The 17268-nt window shown below is 59.0% G+C and carries 13 protein-coding genes and 2 tRNA genes; 10 read left to right on the top strand and 5 right to left on the bottom strand.

All coding sequences use genetic code 11. From position 1 onward, the window contains the following. The first annotated feature begins 203 nt into the window (after window positions 1–203). Both aceK and ltrA read left to right on the top strand, forming a co-directional pair. Window positions 204–1937, top strand: a complete 1734-nt coding sequence (gene aceK / locus AC1MEE_RS17940) for a bifunctional isocitrate dehydrogenase kinase/phosphatase (RefSeq protein WP_480410936.1) — start codon at window positions 204–206, stop codon at window positions 1935–1937. 533 nt (window positions 1938–2470) lie between these two features. After that, the gene (gene ltrA / locus AC1MEE_RS17935) at window positions 2471–3754 is read left to right on the top strand and encodes a group II intron reverse transcriptase/maturase (RefSeq protein WP_480410935.1); all 1284 of its coding nucleotides are present in this window, start codon (window positions 2471–2473) and stop codon (window positions 3752–3754) included. A gap of 147 nt (window positions 3755–3901) precedes the next feature. Here ltrA and AC1MEE_RS17930 read toward each other — a convergent pair whose 3' ends face one another. Next, window positions 3902–7375: a hybrid sensor histidine kinase/response regulator gene (locus AC1MEE_RS17930; RefSeq protein WP_480410934.1), complete on the bottom strand. Its 3474-nt coding sequence runs from the start codon at window positions 7373–7375 to the stop codon at window positions 3902–3904. 211 nt (window positions 7376–7586) lie between these two features. Between AC1MEE_RS17930 and AC1MEE_RS17925 the strand changes: the two genes are divergently transcribed. Both AC1MEE_RS17925 and AC1MEE_RS17920 read left to right on the top strand, forming a co-directional pair. Continuing rightward, window positions 7587–8747 (top strand): TDT family transporter, encoded by a 1161-nt coding sequence (locus AC1MEE_RS17925; protein WP_480410933.1) that lies wholly within the window; start codon window positions 7587–7589, stop codon window positions 8745–8747. A gap of 123 nt (window positions 8748–8870) precedes the next feature. Further along, window positions 8871–10736, top strand: coding sequence for an MFS transporter (locus tag AC1MEE_RS17920; RefSeq protein ID WP_480410932.1), 1866 nt, complete (start codon window positions 8871–8873; stop codon window positions 10734–10736). Between the two features lie 136 nt (window positions 10737–10872). Here the strand turns inward: AC1MEE_RS17920 and sugE are convergent, their stop codons facing one another. The 3 genes from sugE to rdgC form a co-directional block, all read right to left on the bottom strand. Continuing rightward, window positions 10873–11187 (bottom strand): quaternary ammonium compound efflux SMR transporter SugE, encoded by a 315-nt coding sequence (gene sugE, locus AC1MEE_RS17915; protein ID WP_480410931.1) that lies wholly within the window; start codon window positions 11185–11187, stop codon window positions 10873–10875. 116 nt (window positions 11188–11303) lie between these two features. Next, window positions 11304–12269, bottom strand: a complete 966-nt coding sequence (locus tag AC1MEE_RS17910; protein WP_480410930.1) for a bile acid:sodium symporter family protein — start codon at window positions 12267–12269, stop codon at window positions 11304–11306. A 79-nt stretch (window positions 12270–12348) separates the two neighbouring features. Next, on the bottom strand, window positions 12349–13269 hold the full coding sequence (gene rdgC / locus AC1MEE_RS17905; RefSeq protein ID WP_480410929.1) for a recombination-associated protein RdgC: 921 nt from the start codon (window positions 13267–13269) through the stop codon (window positions 12349–12351). 160 nt (window positions 13270–13429) lie between these two features. On the opposite strand from rdgC, the gene AC1MEE_RS17900 reads away from it, so the two are divergent. The 3 genes from AC1MEE_RS17900 (at window position 13430) to AC1MEE_RS17890 (ending at window position 14683) form a co-directional block, all read left to right on the top strand. Beyond that, window positions 13430–13505 (top strand) — tRNA-Val (locus AC1MEE_RS17900). 19 nt (window positions 13506–13524) lie between these two features. Further along, window positions 13525–13601: transfer RNA gene (locus AC1MEE_RS17895), tRNA-Asp, on the top strand. Between the two features lie 194 nt (window positions 13602–13795). Beyond that, on the top strand, window positions 13796–14683 hold the full coding sequence (locus AC1MEE_RS17890; protein WP_480410928.1) for a Dyp-type peroxidase: 888 nt from the start codon (window positions 13796–13798) through the stop codon (window positions 14681–14683). A gap of 61 nt (window positions 14684–14744) precedes the next feature. On the opposite strand, the gene AC1MEE_RS17885 is transcribed toward AC1MEE_RS17890, so the two are convergent. Next, window positions 14745–15335, bottom strand: coding sequence for a 2-hydroxychromene-2-carboxylate isomerase (locus tag AC1MEE_RS17885; protein ID WP_480410927.1), 591 nt, complete (start codon window positions 15333–15335; stop codon window positions 14745–14747). Between the two features lie 87 nt (window positions 15336–15422). Here AC1MEE_RS17885 and AC1MEE_RS17880 point away from each other — a divergent pair, with 87 nt between their 5' ends. The 3 genes from AC1MEE_RS17880 to AC1MEE_RS17870 all read left to right on the top strand — a co-directional run bounded on the left by AC1MEE_RS17880 (window position 15423) and on the right by AC1MEE_RS17870 (window position 17260). Continuing rightward, a complete protein-coding gene (locus AC1MEE_RS17880; protein ID WP_480410926.1) occupies window positions 15423–15995 on the top strand; it encodes a TetR/AcrR family transcriptional regulator in 573 nt (190 codons plus the stop codon). An 84-nt stretch (window positions 15996–16079) separates the two neighbouring features. Next, window positions 16080–16817 carry an SDR family oxidoreductase gene (locus AC1MEE_RS17875; protein WP_480410925.1) on the top strand — a complete coding sequence of 246 codons (738 nt, stop codon included), beginning with the start codon at window positions 16080–16082 and terminating at the stop codon, window positions 16815–16817. Continuing rightward, on the top strand, window positions 16811–17260 hold the full coding sequence (locus tag AC1MEE_RS17870) for an acyl-CoA thioesterase (RefSeq protein WP_480410924.1): 450 nt from the start codon (window positions 16811–16813) through the stop codon (window positions 17258–17260). Before AC1MEE_RS17875 ends, AC1MEE_RS17870 begins: the two co-directional genes overlap by 7 nt. Window positions 17261–17268 lie beyond the last annotated feature (8 nt).

Raw genomic sequence — 17268 nt, 5'->3', positions numbered from 1 at the left:
CAAATTTTTGAATCAAATGCTCTCTTTTACCGTCGAAAGGCGCCTTTTTAGACCCGGATGTGTAAGTTTTTTGAGTCAGTCTCGAATATAGCTGCAAAAACTGTGGGCCAGCCCCCGGTATCCGGAGCACGGAAAATTACGCTTCTCCTAAGTCAATCCACTGGCTAAGCTCGGGCATTCCGAATGCCCGCAGAGATCTCTTTATGCCGCAGCAATGGCCAGCCGCCGATATCGCCCAAATGATCCTGGATGGTTTCGACGATTATCGGGAGCATTTCCGGCAGATTGCCGATGGTGCTCAGGCGCGCTTCGAGCAGGCGCTATGGCAGGAGGCTCAACGAGCATCGGCGGCGCGGATCAACCTCTATGAAGAGAAAGTCAGCGAAGTGATCAAGCGGTTGCACACTGCGTTTGACGACGAGAGCCTGCTGGATGTGAACCGCTGGCCGCTGATCAAAAGCGCGTACATCAACCTCATTGACCTGCGGTTTGACGATGAGCTGGCGGAGACCTGGTTCAACTCGATTTTCTGCGGCCTGTTCAGTCATGACCTGATCAGCGATGGCTGCATGTTTATCCACACCACGCGCCCGTCCCTGCGCCGACGCGGAAAGGCGGTACAAACCCGCACCTATCGGCCCGAGGGCGAGCTGTCGAACATGCTTGAGCAGATTTTTGCCGAGTATAAATTCGATGTGCCATTTGCCGACTTGCCGGGGGATTTGCAGCGGCTGGAAGTGCAGTTGCGGGAAAACCTGCCAGATTGGGTGTGCAAGGACCCGGCGCTCAGCGTCGAGTTGTTCTCCTCGATTTTGTACCGCAACAAGGGTGCGTATCTGGTCGGACGGATTTTTACCCACGACGAACAATGGCCGCTGGTGATCCCGCTGTTACATCGTGAAGGCAGCGGCATCCAGGTCGATGCGCTGATCACAGATGAAGCCGATGTGTCGATCATCTTCTCGTTCACGCGCTCGTATTTCATGGTCGATGTGCCAGTGCCGGCGGAGTTCATCGGCTTTCTCAAGCGCATTCTGCCGGGCAAGCACATCGCCGAGCTGTACACCTCGATTGGCTTTTACAAGCACGGCAAGTCCGAGTTCTACCGGGCCCTGATCAACCATCTGGCCAACACCGATGACCGCTTCATCATGGCGCCTGGCGTGCGCGGCATGGTCATGAGCGTGTTCACGCTGCCCGGTTTCAATACCGTGTTCAAGATCATCAGGGACCGCTTTGCGCCCTCGAAAAATGTCGACCGCGCCACGGTCATCGAAAAGTACCGTCTGGTTAAAAGTGTCGACCGGGTAGGGCGCATGGCCGATACCCAGGAGTTCGCCGACTTCCGTTTCCCGCTGAGCAAGTTCGAACCTGAATGCCTTGCTGAGTTGCTGGACGTCGCGGCTTCGACCGTCGAGGTTGACGGCGACACCGTACTGATCCGTCACTGCTGGACCGAGCGGCGCATGACCCCGCTGAACCTCTATCTGGAAAATGCCAACGAAGCCCAGGTGCAGGAAGCGCTGGAAGACTATGGGTTGGCGATCAAGCAACTGGCAGCGGCGAACATTTTCCCCGGCGACATGTTGCTGAAGAACTTCGGCGTGACCCGCCACGGTCGTGTGGTGTTCTACGACTACGACGAAATCTGCTACCTGACCGAAGCCAATTTCCGCCGCATCCCGGCGCCGCGTACGCCCGAAGATGAAATGTCCTCGGAGCCCTGGTATTCCATTGGTCCGCTGGACGTTTTTCCTGAAGAGTTTCCGCCCTTCCTGTTTGCTGACATGAGCCAGCGTCGGCTATTCGACAAACTGCATGGAGAGTTGTACGACGCCGAGTACTGGAAAAGCCTGCAAGCAGCGATTCGTGCCGGCAAAGTGATCGACGTGTTCCCTTACCGGCGCAAAGGGCGCATGGATGAAGAGCTGACGTGATGCATCAAGCCATTCGCGAATAAATTCGCTCCCAGTGTGCCCGGCATGGGCCAAAACCAGCCATCTGAAAGCGATGGCCAGACTAAGTGACGACAACTGTAGCGAAACGCAAGATGGACGCCGCGAGGCCAAGCTGAAAGAAGCGCGTAGCAAAGGCACGACCGTAGGAACACGAACAGGCAGCGAGGCTGGATGCGGGCGATTAGTGTGCTGGGAACCACGAAATCCGACTGTCACCGAAAGACGCATCCAGTAGAGCCTGGCGGCACGGGCCGATGGTTTTGGCACCTTACCCGGGGAGATCTCAGGCACGTAAGTGAATGAGAAGTCAGCAGAGGCCGTAGTAGCGAAGATGAGCGGTAATGCGCTTGGAGCAAAGGGCCGAAGGATAGACAACACCCGTAATGGACTTCTTACATTGAGCCAGAGCTCTTTGAAACCGAACCCGGAAAAGTGCAGTGACACCGACGGGTTGGCCGGACATGAATGCCCGGGTGGATTCCCGGAGAACGCATGAAAGGAAAGAGCGAGTGATGTGTCAGACGGAACAGGAAACTGGAGACGTGTTGAGCGAAATCAGCGTGGAGCAGGTTGTCGAGGCTGACAACATGCGCCGTGCGTTCAAGAAAGTCCGGGCCAACAAAGGTGCGCCCGGGGTTGACGGTATTAGCACTGAAGACCTCGAAGCGCACTTGGTCAAGCATTGGCCGGGCATCAAGGAAAAGCTTCTGGCCGGGAGCTACCAGCCCGGTCCGATCAGGGGTAAAACGATCGGCAAACCCCAAGGCGGAGAACGGCTGCTGGGGATTCCCAACACGCAGGATCGAGTGATCCAGCAAGCGGTAAGCCAGCAACTGACGAAGCTTTGGGACGGTGGTTTCAGTGAGCACAGCTACGGGTTCAGGCCCGGGCGCAGCAACCTTGACGCGATCAGGGCGGCGAAAGACTTCGTGCTCAGCGGCAAGACCTGGGTTGTCGATGTGGACATTGAAGCGTTCTTTGACGAGGTCAATCACGACCGACTCATGACGCGCATCACCCGCGACATCCGGGACAAGCGGCTGAACAAGTATCTGGCGTCGAACCTGCGCGCGGACATGGTCCTGAACGGCCAGCGGCACAAACGCACGGCGGGCGTACCGCAAGGTGGTCCGCTGAGTCCGCTGCTGGCCAATCTGTATCTGGACCCGCTGGACAAGGAGCTGGAAGCTCGAGGGCTGAGCTTCTGTCGCTATGCAGACGACCTGATGATATTTGTCGAAAGCGAGCGCAGCGCAGAGCGAATACTGGAAAGCATCGTGGCGTGGATCGAGAAACATCTGAAGCTGAAGGTCAATGCCAGCAAGAGCGGCACGGGTCGTCCTTGGGAACGCGATTTTCTGGGTTATCTGATCGACGAGGAAGGCAACAATCACCTGTCGGGCAGGACGGTCAAACGATACCGCAAACGCGTTCGTGAATGTTGGTCAGCCAGACAGGGACTCACCTCCCGGGAACTGGTTGAGCAATGGAGAGGTTATCTTCTTGGCTGGTTTGGTTATTTCCGGCTGGCCACGGAGCGAAACTTCACGCAGCTCTCACAATGGACGCGGCGCCACATGCGCAAGTGCTTTTGGCAGCGGTGGCATAACCGCAAGGGTCGTATGGCCCAACTGCTGAAGATGGGCATCTCGAAACGAGGGCTTGCGCGAGTGAGTTTTCACGACGGAGCTTGGAAAGCGGCGGCACATCCGGCCATGCACCAAGCCTTGAACAACAAACGCTTGAAGCAATATGGCCTGATCACCGCGCAGGATCTCGCCTCAGCGCAATGCTGAGCAGTCCAACCGCCGGATGCGGAAAACCGCACGTCCGGTGGTGTGGGAGGGGTAACGGGCTAGTCCCGTTACCTCGACCCGATCGGGGACTGCGGTGATTCTGTGGGAGCGAATTCATTCGCGAAGGCGGCGACACGGTCTGACTGTCTAACTCAAACTCACATGCCGACTCAACAGCGCGCGCAGCGCCGCGGGTTTGACGGGTTTGGACAGGTAGTCGAGACCGGCGGCGTGGATCTGTGCGATCAGTTCGGGTCGACCGTCAGCGCTGATCACCACGCCAGGCACCGGCTCACCCAGACGCGTGCGCAACCAGGCCATCAGCGCAGTACCGGTTTCGCCCTCATCCAGGTGGTAGTCCACCAGCGCCAGTTGCGGGCGAACGCCGTCGCTCAACAGCGCCGCACATTCACTGCGATTGCGTGCTGTCCACACCTGACAACCCCAACGCGTCAGCAGGCTGTTCATGCCGATCAGGATGCTGTCTTCGTTGTCGACGCACAGCACTTGGGTACCGCTCAGTGGCTGGCACGGTGGGGCGGCCAGTGGTGCCGCCAGTGGTGTCTGACTGTTGGCCAAGGGCACGGTCACGCTGAACACGCTGCCTTTGCCCGGCCAGGAGCGTACTTGCAACCGATGGCCAAGCACGCGGCATAACCCATCGGCAATCGCCAGACCAAGCCCCAGGCCTTTTTCGGCACGGGTCTGGTGACTGTCCAGGCGTTTGAACTCTTCGAAAATTACCTGGCGTTTGTCTTCCGGGATGCCTGGCCCACGGTCCCAGACCTCAAGGCACAACTGCGCGCCTTGCCGCCGCACACCCAACAACACCGGGCCTTGGGCATAACGGAAGGCATTGGTCAGGAAGTTCTGCAGGATCCGCCGCAACAGCTTCACATCGCTGTCGACCCGTACCTGGCTGCCCCGCAAGCGGAATTTCAAGCCTTGCTCCTGGGCCAATGCCCTGAACTCGGCACCGAGGGTGTCAAACAGCGCATTGAGCGGAAACGGCTGGCGAACGGGCGTGATCTTGCCGTTTTCCAGACGGGAAATGTCCAGCAGGTCGCTGATCAGGTCTTCCGCTGAGCGCAGCGAAGTGTCCAGGTGTTGCACCAGTTGTTGGGTATCGCTGGAGATACCGTTTTCCTGATGGGACAGGGCCGCGGAGAACAGTCGCGCCGCATTGAGCGGCTGCATCAAGTCATGGCTGACGGCCGCGAGAAAACGGGTTTTCGATTGGTTGGCGGTTTCCGCCGTACCCTTGGCTTCGGTCAGCGCGACGTTCAACTGCGACAGTTCATGGGTACGTTCGGCGACGCGTTGCTCAAGGCTTTCATTGGCGCCTTTGAGGGCTTTCTCGGCTTCGCGGAACGCGGTGATGTCGGTGAAGCTCATGACGAAACCGCCGCCGGGCATCGGGTTACCGATCAGCTCGATCACTCGCCCGTTGGGGAACAGCCGCTCCGAGGTATGCGCCCGACCTTGACGCATCCAGTGCAATCGGCGCGCCACATGCACCTCCGCTTCGCCTGGGCCGCACAGGCCGCGTTCGGCGTTATAGCGGATGATGTCGGCAATCGGCCGGCCGACGCTGATCAGGCCGTCGGGGTAGTTGAACAGCTCCAGATAACGATGATTCCAGGCCACCAGCTTCAGCGATTGATCGACCACGCTGACGCCTTGGGTAATGTTTTCAATCGCTCCTTGCAGCAGCGCCCGATTGAATTGCAACACCTCGGAGGCTTCGTCGGCGATGCGCACCACATCTTCGAGCTGCATCTCCCGACCTTCGATAGCGGCCTTGACCACTGCACGGGTCGAGGACGCGCCGAGGACACCCGCCAGCAGCCGCTCGGTATGGGCGATCCACTCGCCGTCGGCGTTCTGGTTCGGGTTGAAGCCCTTGCCCTGACGATAGGCGAAGCGAATAAAGCTTTGTCGCGCGCGCTCTTCACCGACAAAGCGCGCCGATAGACTCAACAAATCCTCGATATGCACCGCCAGCAGTGAACGGTTGCTGGGTCGCGCACTGATTTCCTGGCCGATGAACCGTCCGGCCTGCCAGTGTTCGGAGACCCGCGTGCGCGACAGCATCGAAACCCAGGCAAACAGCGTGAAGTTACCCGCCAGGGACAGCACTACGCCCTGAGTCAGCGGGGTGATCGGCAAGTTCAGCGGGTTGCCGTGTAGCCAGGCGAGCCCCGGAAAAGCGCTCAGCGACCAGCCAAGACTGTTGGCGGTGATGGGCAGCACCAGGGTGTAGAACCAGAGAAAGGTACCCCCCGCCAGGCCCGCAAATACACCGCGACGGTTGGCTTGCTTCCAATACAGCGCGCCGAGCATGGCCGGGGCCAATTGGGTGATGGCGGCGAACGCGATCTGGCCGATGGTTGCCAGGCTGGCCGTTGAACCGAGCAATCGGTAACAGACGTAGGCCAGCAACAGGATGACCACGATGCTGATCCGGCGCACCGACAGCATCCAGTGACGGAACACCTCGAACGGACGCTCGGCGGTTTGGCGGCGCAGCAGCCATGGCAGCAACATATCGTTGGACACCATGGTCGACAGCGCGACGCTGGCGACGATCACCATGCCGGTGGCTGCCGAGGCGCCGCCGATGAAGGCCAGCAGGGCCAGCGCCGGATGCGCCTGAGCCAATGGCAGGCTGATCACGAACGAGTCGGGCAGCACCGAGCTGGGCAGCAACATTTGCCCGGCCAAGGCGATGGGTACCACAAACAGCGCTGCGAGGGCCAGATAGGCCGGGAACACCCACCTTGCCAACCGTAGATCCTGCGGCTCGATGTTCTCCACCACGATGACGTGAAACTGCCGTGGCAGACAAATCATCGCCATCATCGCTACGCCGGTCTGGACCACCATCGACGGCCAGTTGACGGTCTCCTTCCAATATTCTTCCAGGCGGGGGGCGAGCATCGCCTGATTGAACAGGTCATCGAAACCGTCGTACAGGCCGAAGGTCACGAAGGCACCCACTGCGAGAAACGCGAGCAGCTTGACCAATGCTTCGAAGGCAATCGCCAGCACCATGCCGCGGTGGTGTTCGGTGGCGTCGAGGTTGCGGGTGCCGAACAAAATGGTGAACAGCGCCAGGATCAGCGAGACGATCAGCGCCGTGTCCTGGGCGCGGGTGCCGGTGGATTCGGCGACAGCGCCGATCAGCAGGTTCACCCCCAACACGATGCCTTTGAGCTGCAAGGCGATGTAGGGCAAGACGCCGACCAGACAGATCAGCGCGACCACCACGGCCAGCGATTGTGATTTGCCATAACGTGCGGCGATGAAGTCGGCGATGGAGGTGATGTTCTCCTGTTTGCTGATCATCACCATTTTTTGCAGCACCCAGGGCGCCAGCATCAGCAATACTATGGGTCCCAGGTAGATCGGCAGGAACGACCAGAGTTGTTCGGCCGCCTGGCCTACTGCGCCGAAAAATGTCCAGCTGGTGCAGTACACCGCCAGCGACAGGCTATAGACCCAGGCCCGCAAGCGTGGAGACAGAGGCGTACTGCGTCGATCGCCATAAAAGGCGATGGCGAACATAACGGCCATATAGGCCAGGGCGACCGCAGCAATCAGCCCGCTGGACAGCGACATGTACACTCCAGATAACGCCAGTGCTCTGAACAGCTCCGGCTGGACAGTTTCGCATGATGTTTGGGCTTCGTCAGTGTCGACCAAGGTCGTGGCGCGATTTGTTGCCGCACTGACCTTATATAGGTAAAACAGATTACCTATAGAGAAAATACCCGTTATATAGATATATCGTAAGGCTATAAGATCATTCCACCTAGCCACAGGACAGGAAATGACCATGCCGTTCCTTGATTCAACACGCCCACTCAGACAACTGAGTCATCCGCGAGAAGTGATTCGCCAGTTCACTCCCAACTGGTTCGCCGCCACCATGGGCACCGGCATTCTGGCCCTGACGCTGGGGCAATTGCCCGTGCAGATTCCAGGCTTGCGCCTGCTTGCCGAGGCGTTGTGGCTGTTCAATATCGGCTTGTTCCTGCTGTTTAGTGTGTTGTACACGGCGCGTTGGGTGCTGTTCTTCGATGAGGCGCGGCGGGTGTTCGGTCACTCAACGGTCTCGATGTTTTTCGGCACCATCCCCATGGGGCTGGCGACCATCATCAACGGCTTCTTGCTGTTCGGCCTGCCACGTTGGGGGGACGCTGTAGTGCCCGTCGCCGAGCTGTTGTGGTGGCTGGACGTCGCCGTGGCGCTGGCATGCGGCGTGCTGATCCCGTTCATGATGTTCACCCGTCAGGAACACAGCATCGACCAGATGACCGCCGTGTGGCTGTTGCCCGTGGTCGCTGCGGAAGTGGCGGCAGCCAGCGGTGGTCTGCTGGCACCGCACCTGGCGGATGCCTCTGCGCAGTTCAGCGTGCTGATCACCAGCTATGTGTTGTGGGCGTTCTCGGTGCCCGTGGCGTTCAGCATCCTGAGCATTCTCCTGTTGCGCATGGCCCTGCATAAACTGCCCCACGAAAGCATGGCCGCGTCGAGCTGGCTGGCGCTGGGGCCGATTGGCACCGGGGCGTTGGGCATGTTGCTGATGGGGGCAGACGCGCCGGCGGTTTTTGCGGCCAACGGTTTGTCGGGCCTCGGCGAGATCGCTGACGGCATAGGTCTGGTGGCGGGTATCACGTTATGGGGCTTCGGTTTGTGGTGGATGCTGATCGCCGCGCTCATTACCTTGCGCTACCTGCGCACCGGCATTCCGTTCAACCTGGGCTGGTGGGGTTTCACTTTTCCGCTGGGGGTCTACGCATTGGCGACCTTGAAGCTTGCGGCCAGGCTGCACCTGACGTTCTTTTCCCTGGTCGGCATCGCGCTGGTGATCTGTCTGGCGATCCTGTGGCTGATCGTCATGACCCGCACCGTGCGGGGCGCCTATCGAGGAGAGTTGTTCGTTTCGCCCTGCATTGCCGGGTTGAACAAGCAGTCCGGGAAGACCTGAGCCGCGATCAAACCAGACACCTCCTATCGACATCTGCTCGTGTAACGTTTCCAATGTGGCTCGGATTGGACATCGACGTTCCAATTGAAAAGCCGGACACGGCGCCACTCGGGTACACGGACGATGAGTCAGTCGCAATTCAATCTGCTGGGAAAACGGCGGTTCCTGCCATTTTTCATTACCCAGTCCCTCGGGGCCTTCAACGACAACATCCTCAAGCAATCGCTGATCCTCGCCATTCTGTACAAGCTGAGCATCGACGGTGATCGCTCGATCTGGGTCAATCTGTGTGCGTTGTTGTTCATTCTGCCGTTCTTTCTGTTTTCGGCACTGGCCGGGCAGTTCGGTGAGAAATACGCCAAGGACGCGCTGATTCGCCTGATCAAGCTGGGCGAAATCGCGATCATGCTGGTGGGGGCGGCGGGTTTTATGTTCAACCATCTGTGGATGATGCTATTGGCGCTGTTCGCCATGGGCACCCACTCCGCGTTGTTCGGGCCGGTGAAGTATTCGATCCTGCCGCAGCATCTGCATGAGAATGAATTGGTCGGTGGCAACGGGCTGGTGGAGATGGGCACCTTTCTGGCGATTCTGGCCGGGACCATTGGCGCCGGGATCATGATGTCCTCCACGCATTACGCACCTATCGTCGCGACGGCCATTTTGCTCGTGGCATGCCTGGGGTATATCGCCAGTCGCAGCATCCCGCGTGCCGCGGCCGCCTCGCCGGAAATGCATCTGAACTGGAATATCTTCAGCCAGTCCTGGGCCACCTTGCGCCTTGGTCTTGGGCAGACCCCTGCGGTGTCGCGCTCGATTGTCGGCAACTCCTGGTTCTGGTTCGTCGGTGCGATTTACCTGACGCAGATTCCGGCCTACGCCAAAGAATGGCTGTATGGCGACGAGACGGTGGTCACCCTGATTCTCACGGTGTTCTCCATCGGCATCGCCCTGGGCTCAATGCTCTGCGAGCGTCTGTCGGGGCGCAAGGTCGAGATCGGTCTGGTGCCGTTCGGCTCGATGGGGCTGACGGTGTTCGGGCTGTTGCTGTGGTGGCATTCCGGCGGCTTCCCACAGAACGTTCAAGCCCATGACTGGCTGGCGGTGTTGTCTTACGGTCAGGCGTGGTGGGTGTTGACGGACGTGCTCGGCATCGGCATTTTTGGCGGCTTCTATATTGTGCCGCTGTACGCGCTGATTCAGTCCCGCACCGCCGAGAAGGAGCGTTCACGGGTCATCGCCTCGAACAACATTCTCAACGCGCTGTTCATGGTGGTGTCGGCCATCGTTTCGATCGTGCTTCTCAGCGTGGTCAAACTGTCGATTCCGCAGCTGTTTCTGGTGGTCTCGCTGATGAACATCGCTGTGAACCTCTACATCTTCAAGATCGTGCCCGAATTCACCATGCGTTTCATGATCTGGCTGCTCAGCCATTCAATGTACCGCGTCGAGCACCGCAACCTGGACCTGATCCCGGACGAAGGCGCGGCGCTGCTGGTCTGCAACCATGTGTCCTTCGTCGATGCGCTGTTGATCGGTGGTGCGGTGCGGCGGCCGATCCGTTTCGTGATGTATTACAAAATCTACAACCTGCCGGTGCTCAACTTCATCTTCCGCACCGCCGGCACCATCCCCATAGCCGGGCGCAATGAAGATTTGCTGATCTACGATCAGGCTTTCAAGAAAATTGCCGAATACCTGAAAGATGGCGAACTGGTGTGCATTTTCCCCGAAGGCAAACTGACGTCTGACGGGGAGATCAACGAGTTCAAGGGCGGCCTGAGCCGGATTTTGCAAGAAACCCCGGTGCCGGTGATTCCGCTGGCCTTGCAGGGGTTGTGGGGCAGCTTCTTCAGTCGCGACCCGAACAAGGGGATTTTCCGTCGGCTGTGGTCGCGGATTACTGTGGTGGCCGGGCCGGCGGTGGAAGTGGCGTTGCCAGCAGAATTGCAGGCTCGGGTGGCGGAATTGAGAGGCGCAGTGCGGTAATAATTTCCGCCAGACATAAATTCCCCTGTAGGAGCGGGCTTGCAACTACGCGTCCCGCCGCGATGGCGGCCTGTCTGATACACCGCGTCAAGCTAATCGCAGGCAAGCCTGCTCCTAGGACCGAGTCCGACAGGATTCAAGTACTCAGCTTCAACCCCACCAATCCACACAGAATCAACGCCACGCTGGCCAGGCGAAACAGCGCCATGGATTCGCCGAACAGGATGATCCCGGCGATAACCGTGCCAATCGCACCGACACCGGTCCAGATCGCATAAGCCGTGCCCAAGGGCAGCTCTTTCATGGCAACGCCCAGCAAGCCGAGGCTGACCAGCATCGCAGCAACGGTCAGGGCTGTGGGCAGGGGGCGGGAGAAGCCTTCGGTGTACTTCAGGCCGACGGCCCAGCCGACCTCGAACAGGCCGGCGAAAAACAGAATGATCCAGGACATGATGACCTCCTAAAAAAGGGGTCGTCCCCGAATCGCTTTCTTGACGCATCAGTCAGGTCGTCCTGACTGATGCGCAGTATTTTGCACAAAATCGATTCCGGGGCAAGTCCGGTGTTCTAGTCGGCAGTCGCCTGATTGGCCAGTTCGCGGTCGGCCTTTTCACTCATGCGCCGAAAATACGTCGAAAGCAAAGCACCGGAAATGTTGTGCCAGACGCTGAACAGCGCGCTTGGTACGGCCGCCAACGGCGAGAAATGCGCACTGGCCAATGCGGCACCCAGCCCGGAATTCTGCATGCCGACTTCCAGTGACAGGGATTTGCGCTGCGCCAGCGGCAGCTTGAAGAGTTTGCCGGTGAAGTAGCCCAGTACAAAGCCGAAGCTGTTGTGCAAAATTACCACCGCCATGATCAACAAGCCGGACTCGGCGATTTTCGCCTGACTGGCGGCAACCACCGCCGCGACGATCAACACGATGCTGACCACCGACACCAATGGCAATACGTCCACCGCTGTCTTCACCCGAGGACCGAGCACGCGTTGCGCGACGACACCCAGCACGATCGGCAGCAAGACCAATTGCAGAATCGACCAGAACATATCCATGAAAGACACCGGCAACCAGGCCGATGCCAGCAACCAGATCAGCGCCGGTGTCAGCAGTGGAGCGAGCAGGGTGGTTACCGCTGCGATCGCCACCGATAACGCCAGATCGCCGCGGGCCAGCCAGGTCATGACGTTGGACGACGTTCCGCTCGGGCAGCAACCCACGAGAATCACACCCACAGCGATTTCCGCGGGCAGATGAAAGGCCTGGCACAACAGCCAGGCCACGCCGGGCATGATCACGAAATGCGCGACCACCCCCAATGCCACACGCCAGGGATGGCGAGCGACTTCAGATAAATCATCGAGCTTGAGCGTCAGGCCCATACCGAACATGACCAGGCCCAATAGCGGCACGATGGCGCTTTTCAAACCGATAAACCATTCGGGCAGCACAAACGCCAACACCGCAAACAGCAGCACCCAATAGGCGAAGGTATTACCGACAAAGCGACTCAATGCAGCCAATGCGCGCATGGCCTGCTCCTGTTTATTAGAGGGGTGGGTGCGCTACCGCAGACGGTAGCGCACAAGAGCATTAACGCTGCTCGAGGGCTTAGATGCCCTGCGGCAGTTCTTCGCCGCCCAGCGCTTCGAACAACTCAGGCAGGAATTCGCCGAAGGTCAGCATCATCAGGGTGAAGCTGGCGTCCAGTTGGCCAAGGGCCTCTTCGCCGCCGTCCTGTTCAGCCTGATCCTGCAGCAGGTCTTCGAACTTCAGGCGTTTGACCACCATCTTGTCGTCCAGCACGAAGGACAGCTTGTCCTGCCAGGCCAGCGACAGCTGGGTAACGACTTTGCCAGTGCTCAAGTGCAGCTGGATTTCATCGCTGGTCAGGTCCTGACGTTTGCAACGGACGATGCCACCGTCTTCATGGGTGTCACGCAGCTCGCATTCATCGAGGACGAAGAAGTGGTCGGCGGCTTTCTGGGTCTTGACCCACTCGGTTATGATCGCGCTTGGGGCGACTTTCACGGTAAGAGGGCGGACTGGCAGCGAACCGATCACTTCACGCAGGGTGGAAAGCAGGTCTTCGGCGCGTTTCGGGCTGGAGGCGTTAACCAGAATCAGGCCCTGTTTCGGCGCGATGGCGGCAAAGGTCGCCGAACGACGAAGAAAGGCGCGGGGCAGGAAGGCCTGGATGATTTCATCCTTGAGCTGATCGCGCTCCTTCTTATAGACCTTGCGCATTTGTTCAGCTTCGATCTCTTCGACCTTTTCCTTTAATGCATCACGTACCACGCTGCCCGGCAGAATGCGTTCTTCTTTACGCGCGGCGATCAGCAGGAAGTCTCCGCTGACGTGGACCAGGGGAGCGTCCTCACCTTTACCGAACGGAGCGACGAAACCGTAAGTGGTCAACTCCTGGCTGGCACAAGGGCGCGCCGGTTTGGTCGCCAATGCGGTTTCCAGCGCCTCGGCATCAAAAGGCAGATCTTGGGTCAGGCGATAGATAAGCAGGTTTTTGAACCACATGGGGTGAATCTCTCCTTTGTACAAAGTGGGGCATTATTCGCTCCTCGGCCCCTGCGGCCAACCCTGTGCTAAGCCTTTGGAAGGATTATAAAAATTATTTAAAAAAGTGCTTGCCAGAGGTGGGGTCGCTACGTAGAATGCGCGCCACACCGAGAGTGAAGGGTGATTAGCTCAGCTGGGAGAGCATCTGCCTTACAAGCAGAGGGTCGGCGGTTCGATCCCGTCATCACCCACCAATCCTTCTCAGTGTTACGCGCAGCGGTAGTTCAGTCGGTTAGAATACCGGCCTGTCACGCCGGGGGTCGCGGGTTCGAGTCCCGTCCGCTGCGCCATATTCGCTTCAAGGCCCTTGAACTCCTTGAAGCACAGAAAAAGCGACCTTAGGGTCGTTTTTTTTTGCGCTGAATTCCATCAAGCGCCACCTCCAGGCGCTGGGCGAGCCATTGCCCGTCTAAATAAAAAAACGAGCCCCTACTGCAAACGCAAGTGCGACGGTTAAACTTCGTGCTTTCCTGAAGGAGTTCATATGAGTCACTACCAGCCAGGCATCCTTGCCGCACCCGTGCCATTGCAGGCACGCCATTTGTTCTTTGCCCTCAAATCCGCAGAGGCACTGCCGGCAGCGCTCGACAAACTGGCGCAACAGGTGGACGGGGAAAGCGCGGTGGTTGGTTTTGGTGAGTCGCTGGTGCAAGCACTGGGCAGTCGGATCGAGGGCCTGCGTGTGTTCCCTTCGCTGGGTGGCGTCGGCGTGGATAACCCCTCAACCCAGCACGCGCTCTGGTGCTGGCTGCACGGCGAGGACCGGGGTGAACTGCTGCACCGCAGTCGCGCATTGGAAGCCGCATTGGCTCCGGCCTTGAGCCTGGTACAGATGACGGAGGCGTTCCGCTACAAGACCGGCCACGACCTGACCGGCTACGAAGATGGCACCGAAAACCCGCACGATGAAGCGGCCGTGGCAGCCGCTTTAGTCAGCACTGGCGCCCCTGGACTGTATGGCGGCAGCTTCGCCGCGATTCAGCAATGGCAGCACGACCTGGATGGCTTTGCCGCCCTGCAGCAGCAGGAACAAGACAACATCATTGGCCGGCGCAAGAGCGACAACGAAGAACTTGAGGACGCCCCTGAGTCCGCTCACGTCAAGCGTACCGCTCAGGAAAGCTTCGCCCCCGAAGCCTTCATCGTGCGGCGCTCAATGCCCTGGTCAGAAGGTGGCCAAGCCGGTCTGGTATTCCTCGCCTTCGGTCACTCCTTCGACGCCTTCGAAGCTCAACTGCGCCGCATGAGTGGCCTGGACGATGGCATCGCCGATGCCCTCTATCGCTTCAGCCGTCCGATTACCGGGGGCTACTACTGGTGCCCGCCGTTGAAGGACGATCGTCTTGATCTGAGTGCGTTGAGGGTTGGGTGACCATACCTCTGATGCAGGGTTCACTCCTGGTGTGATTCTTCTTGTTGTCCGGTGAGCAATTTCAGACCAGCGCTTCCTCCACGAAGTCGAGCCGATCCTGACCAAAAAACATCTCGTCGCCCACGAACATGGTCGGGGCGCCGAATACGCCGCGTTCGAGTGCTTCGTCGGTGGTCGCCCTGAGTTGCGCTTTGACATCCACCTGATTGCTCAAGGTCAGGATGTCCTCAATTGCGAAGCCCGCCCGGATGAGCGTGCGGCCGACCAATGGCGGTTCATTGAGGTTCAACGCCTCGACCCACAGGGCGTTGAACAGCGCTGTCAGGAAGGACTCTAAGCGTTCCGGTTGGTGCATTTGCACGCCGGTTACGGCTCGCATCAGTTGCAGGGTGTTGATGGGGAAATGCGGGTTCATCACCATTGGCACCCCGTAGCGACGAGCGAAGCGCCCCAGGTCGATGGCCGAGTGACGGCCCTTGGCCGGCACCGCGGCAGGGGAGGCGTTACCGGTGGTTTGGAAAATCCCGCCCAGCAACATCGGCCGGAACACCAGTTCGGCACCTTTTGCAGCGCAGATCTTTGGCAGTTGCGTCCAGGCCAGATAGGACGCCGGACTGCCCACATCGAAGAAAAATTCCACCTTCATACGCACATGCTCCCCATAGAAAAACTATCGTTTACTGAACGGACGTTATGCTACCGTTTCAGCTCTGTCAAACCGCCGGTTCGGGGCCGCTCTATGCGCTATTCAAAAACACACAAAGACGAGACTCGTCTCAAATTGCTCAGCAGCAGCCGGGCGATCACCAAGAAAGGCGGCTTCAGCGTCACCAGTGTCGACACCTTGATGTCGGCGGTGGGCATGACCGGTGGTGCTTTCTACAATCATTTCCCGTCCAAGCAGGCGCTGTTCCAGGCCGTGATCGAAGAGGAGGTCGAGAACAGCCGGGAGATGCTGGCCGGCGATGAAAACTCCTCCGACGATCACGTGATCAAGTGGTTGCGCAAGTACCTGAGTGTCGCCCACGCGTTGCACCCCGATGAAGGCTGCGTGCTGCCGACCTTGGGTCCAGAGATTGCCCGCGCCGGTCCGGACGTGCGTCTGGTCGTGGAAAAAGGCGTCAAAAGCATTCAAAAAGCCTGGAGCGCACGCACCGAGGATTCCGATGCGGCATGGGCCATCCTCGCCCAGTGCATCGGTGCGCTGGCATTGTCACGTATGGTCGAGAGCGAAGAAACCCGCAAGGAAATCCTTCACGCCAACCTGCGAGTCATCGAAAAGCATCACCTGCGCACACCCGACGACCAATAACTGACCGAAAAATGAGTGCCTTGACCGTCGGCAGGGCTGAGCGTATGTTTTATAAAAAAACGATCGTTCACCAAAGGAGTTGCAATGTCCAATCCAACCGAAGCCAAGGTAGCGTTGATCATCGGCGCGGGCGATTCCACGGGCGGTGCCATCGCCAAAAAATTCGCCGCTGAGGGTTACATCGCCTGCGTCACTCGTCGCGATGCCGAAAAGCTACAACCACTGGTCGAGAGCATTCGCGAGCGGGGCGGCGTGGCCCACGGTTTTGCCTCTGATGCACGCAAGGAAGAGGAAGTGGTAGCGCTGGTCGAGCGCATTGAGGCGGAAATCGGGCCGATCGAAGTCCTGGTATTCAACATTGGCGCCAACGTGCCCTGCAGCATTCTCGAGGAGACGGCACGCAAATATTTCAAAATCTGGGAAATGGCGTGCTTCTCGGGCTTTCTCAACACGCGCGAAGTCGCCAAGCGCATGGTGGTTCGGCAGCGCGGGACCATCCTGTTCACCGGGGCCACCGCCGCCCTGCGTGGGGCGGCCAATTTCTCGGCCTTCGCCGGCGCCAAGCACGCACTGCGTGCCCTGGCACAAAGCGCTTCTCGGGAGCTGGCGCCGCAGAATATCCATGTCGCCCACGTCGTGGTCGACGGCGCGATTGACACCGACTTTATCCGCACCCAGTTCCCGGAGCGCTACGCCCTCAAGGATCAGGACGGCATCCTCAACCCGGAACACATCGCTGACAGCTACTGGTACCTGCACACGCAACCGCGTGATGCCTGGACCTTCGAGCTGGACCTGCGTCCGTGGATCGAGAAGTGGTAAAGCCCTGGGATTTGCCGAACCCCTTCGTTTTAGAACTCGACGTCGACAACGCGGATATCGATGAGTTGGGGCACGCCAACCACTCGGTGTACGTGAAGTGGCTGGAGCGTTGTGCCTGGTCGCATTCCTTGAGCCTGGGCGTGGGGTTGCCCGATTACCGTCGGCTGGATCGCGGCATGGCGGTGGTGCGCAATGAGGTCGACTACCTGGCGAGTGCCTATGAAGGGGAACGGCTACTGATCGCCACCTGGATTGTGAGCGTGCAACGGATCAAGTTGGTTCGTCACTTTCAGGTGGTTCGCGCGGCTGATGCGTGTGTTTTATTGCGCGCAATTACCACCTTCGCCTGCGTCGAGCTTTCCAGTGGCAAGCCAAAGCGGATGCCGGATGAGTTTGCCACGGGTTTTGGCGGGGCTTTGGTCGTAGATGCTTCAAGCGGTTGAGCAAAGTT

The organism is Pseudomonas sp. ASL3, assembly GCF_056680425.1.
The sequence above is the reverse complement of the archived record's forward strand: the minus strand, read 5'-3'. Positions and strand labels throughout refer to the sequence as shown.

Coding starts and splice junctions, on each gene's coding strand:
- aceK (WP_480410936.1), top strand. CDS start 204: ATGCCGCAGCAATGGCCAGCCGCCGATATCGCCCAAATGATCCTGGAT.
- ltrA (WP_480410935.1), top strand. CDS start 2,471: ATGTGTCAGACGGAACAGGAAACTGGAGACGTGTTGAGCGAAATCAGC.
- AC1MEE_RS17930 (WP_480410934.1), bottom strand. CDS start 7,375: ATGTCGCTGTCCAGCGGGCTGATTGCTGCGGTCGCCCTGGCCTATATG.
- AC1MEE_RS17925 (WP_480410933.1), top strand. CDS start 7,587: ATGACCATGCCGTTCCTTGATTCAACACGCCCACTCAGACAACTGAGT.
- AC1MEE_RS17920 (WP_480410932.1), top strand. CDS start 8,871: ATGAGTCAGTCGCAATTCAATCTGCTGGGAAAACGGCGGTTCCTGCCA.
- sugE (WP_480410931.1), bottom strand. CDS start 11,187: ATGTCCTGGATCATTCTGTTTTTCGCCGGCCTGTTCGAGGTCGGCTGG.
- AC1MEE_RS17910 (WP_480410930.1), bottom strand. CDS start 12,269: ATGCGCGCATTGGCTGCATTGAGTCGCTTTGTCGGTAATACCTTCGCC.
- rdgC (WP_480410929.1), bottom strand. CDS start 13,269: ATGTGGTTCAAAAACCTGCTTATCTATCGCCTGACCCAAGATCTGCCT.
- AC1MEE_RS17890 (WP_480410928.1), top strand. CDS start 13,796: ATGAGTCACTACCAGCCAGGCATCCTTGCCGCACCCGTGCCATTGCAG.
- AC1MEE_RS17880 (WP_480410926.1), top strand. CDS start 15,423: ATGCGCTATTCAAAAACACACAAAGACGAGACTCGTCTCAAATTGCTC.
- AC1MEE_RS17875 (WP_480410925.1), top strand. CDS start 16,080: ATGTCCAATCCAACCGAAGCCAAGGTAGCGTTGATCATCGGCGCGGGC.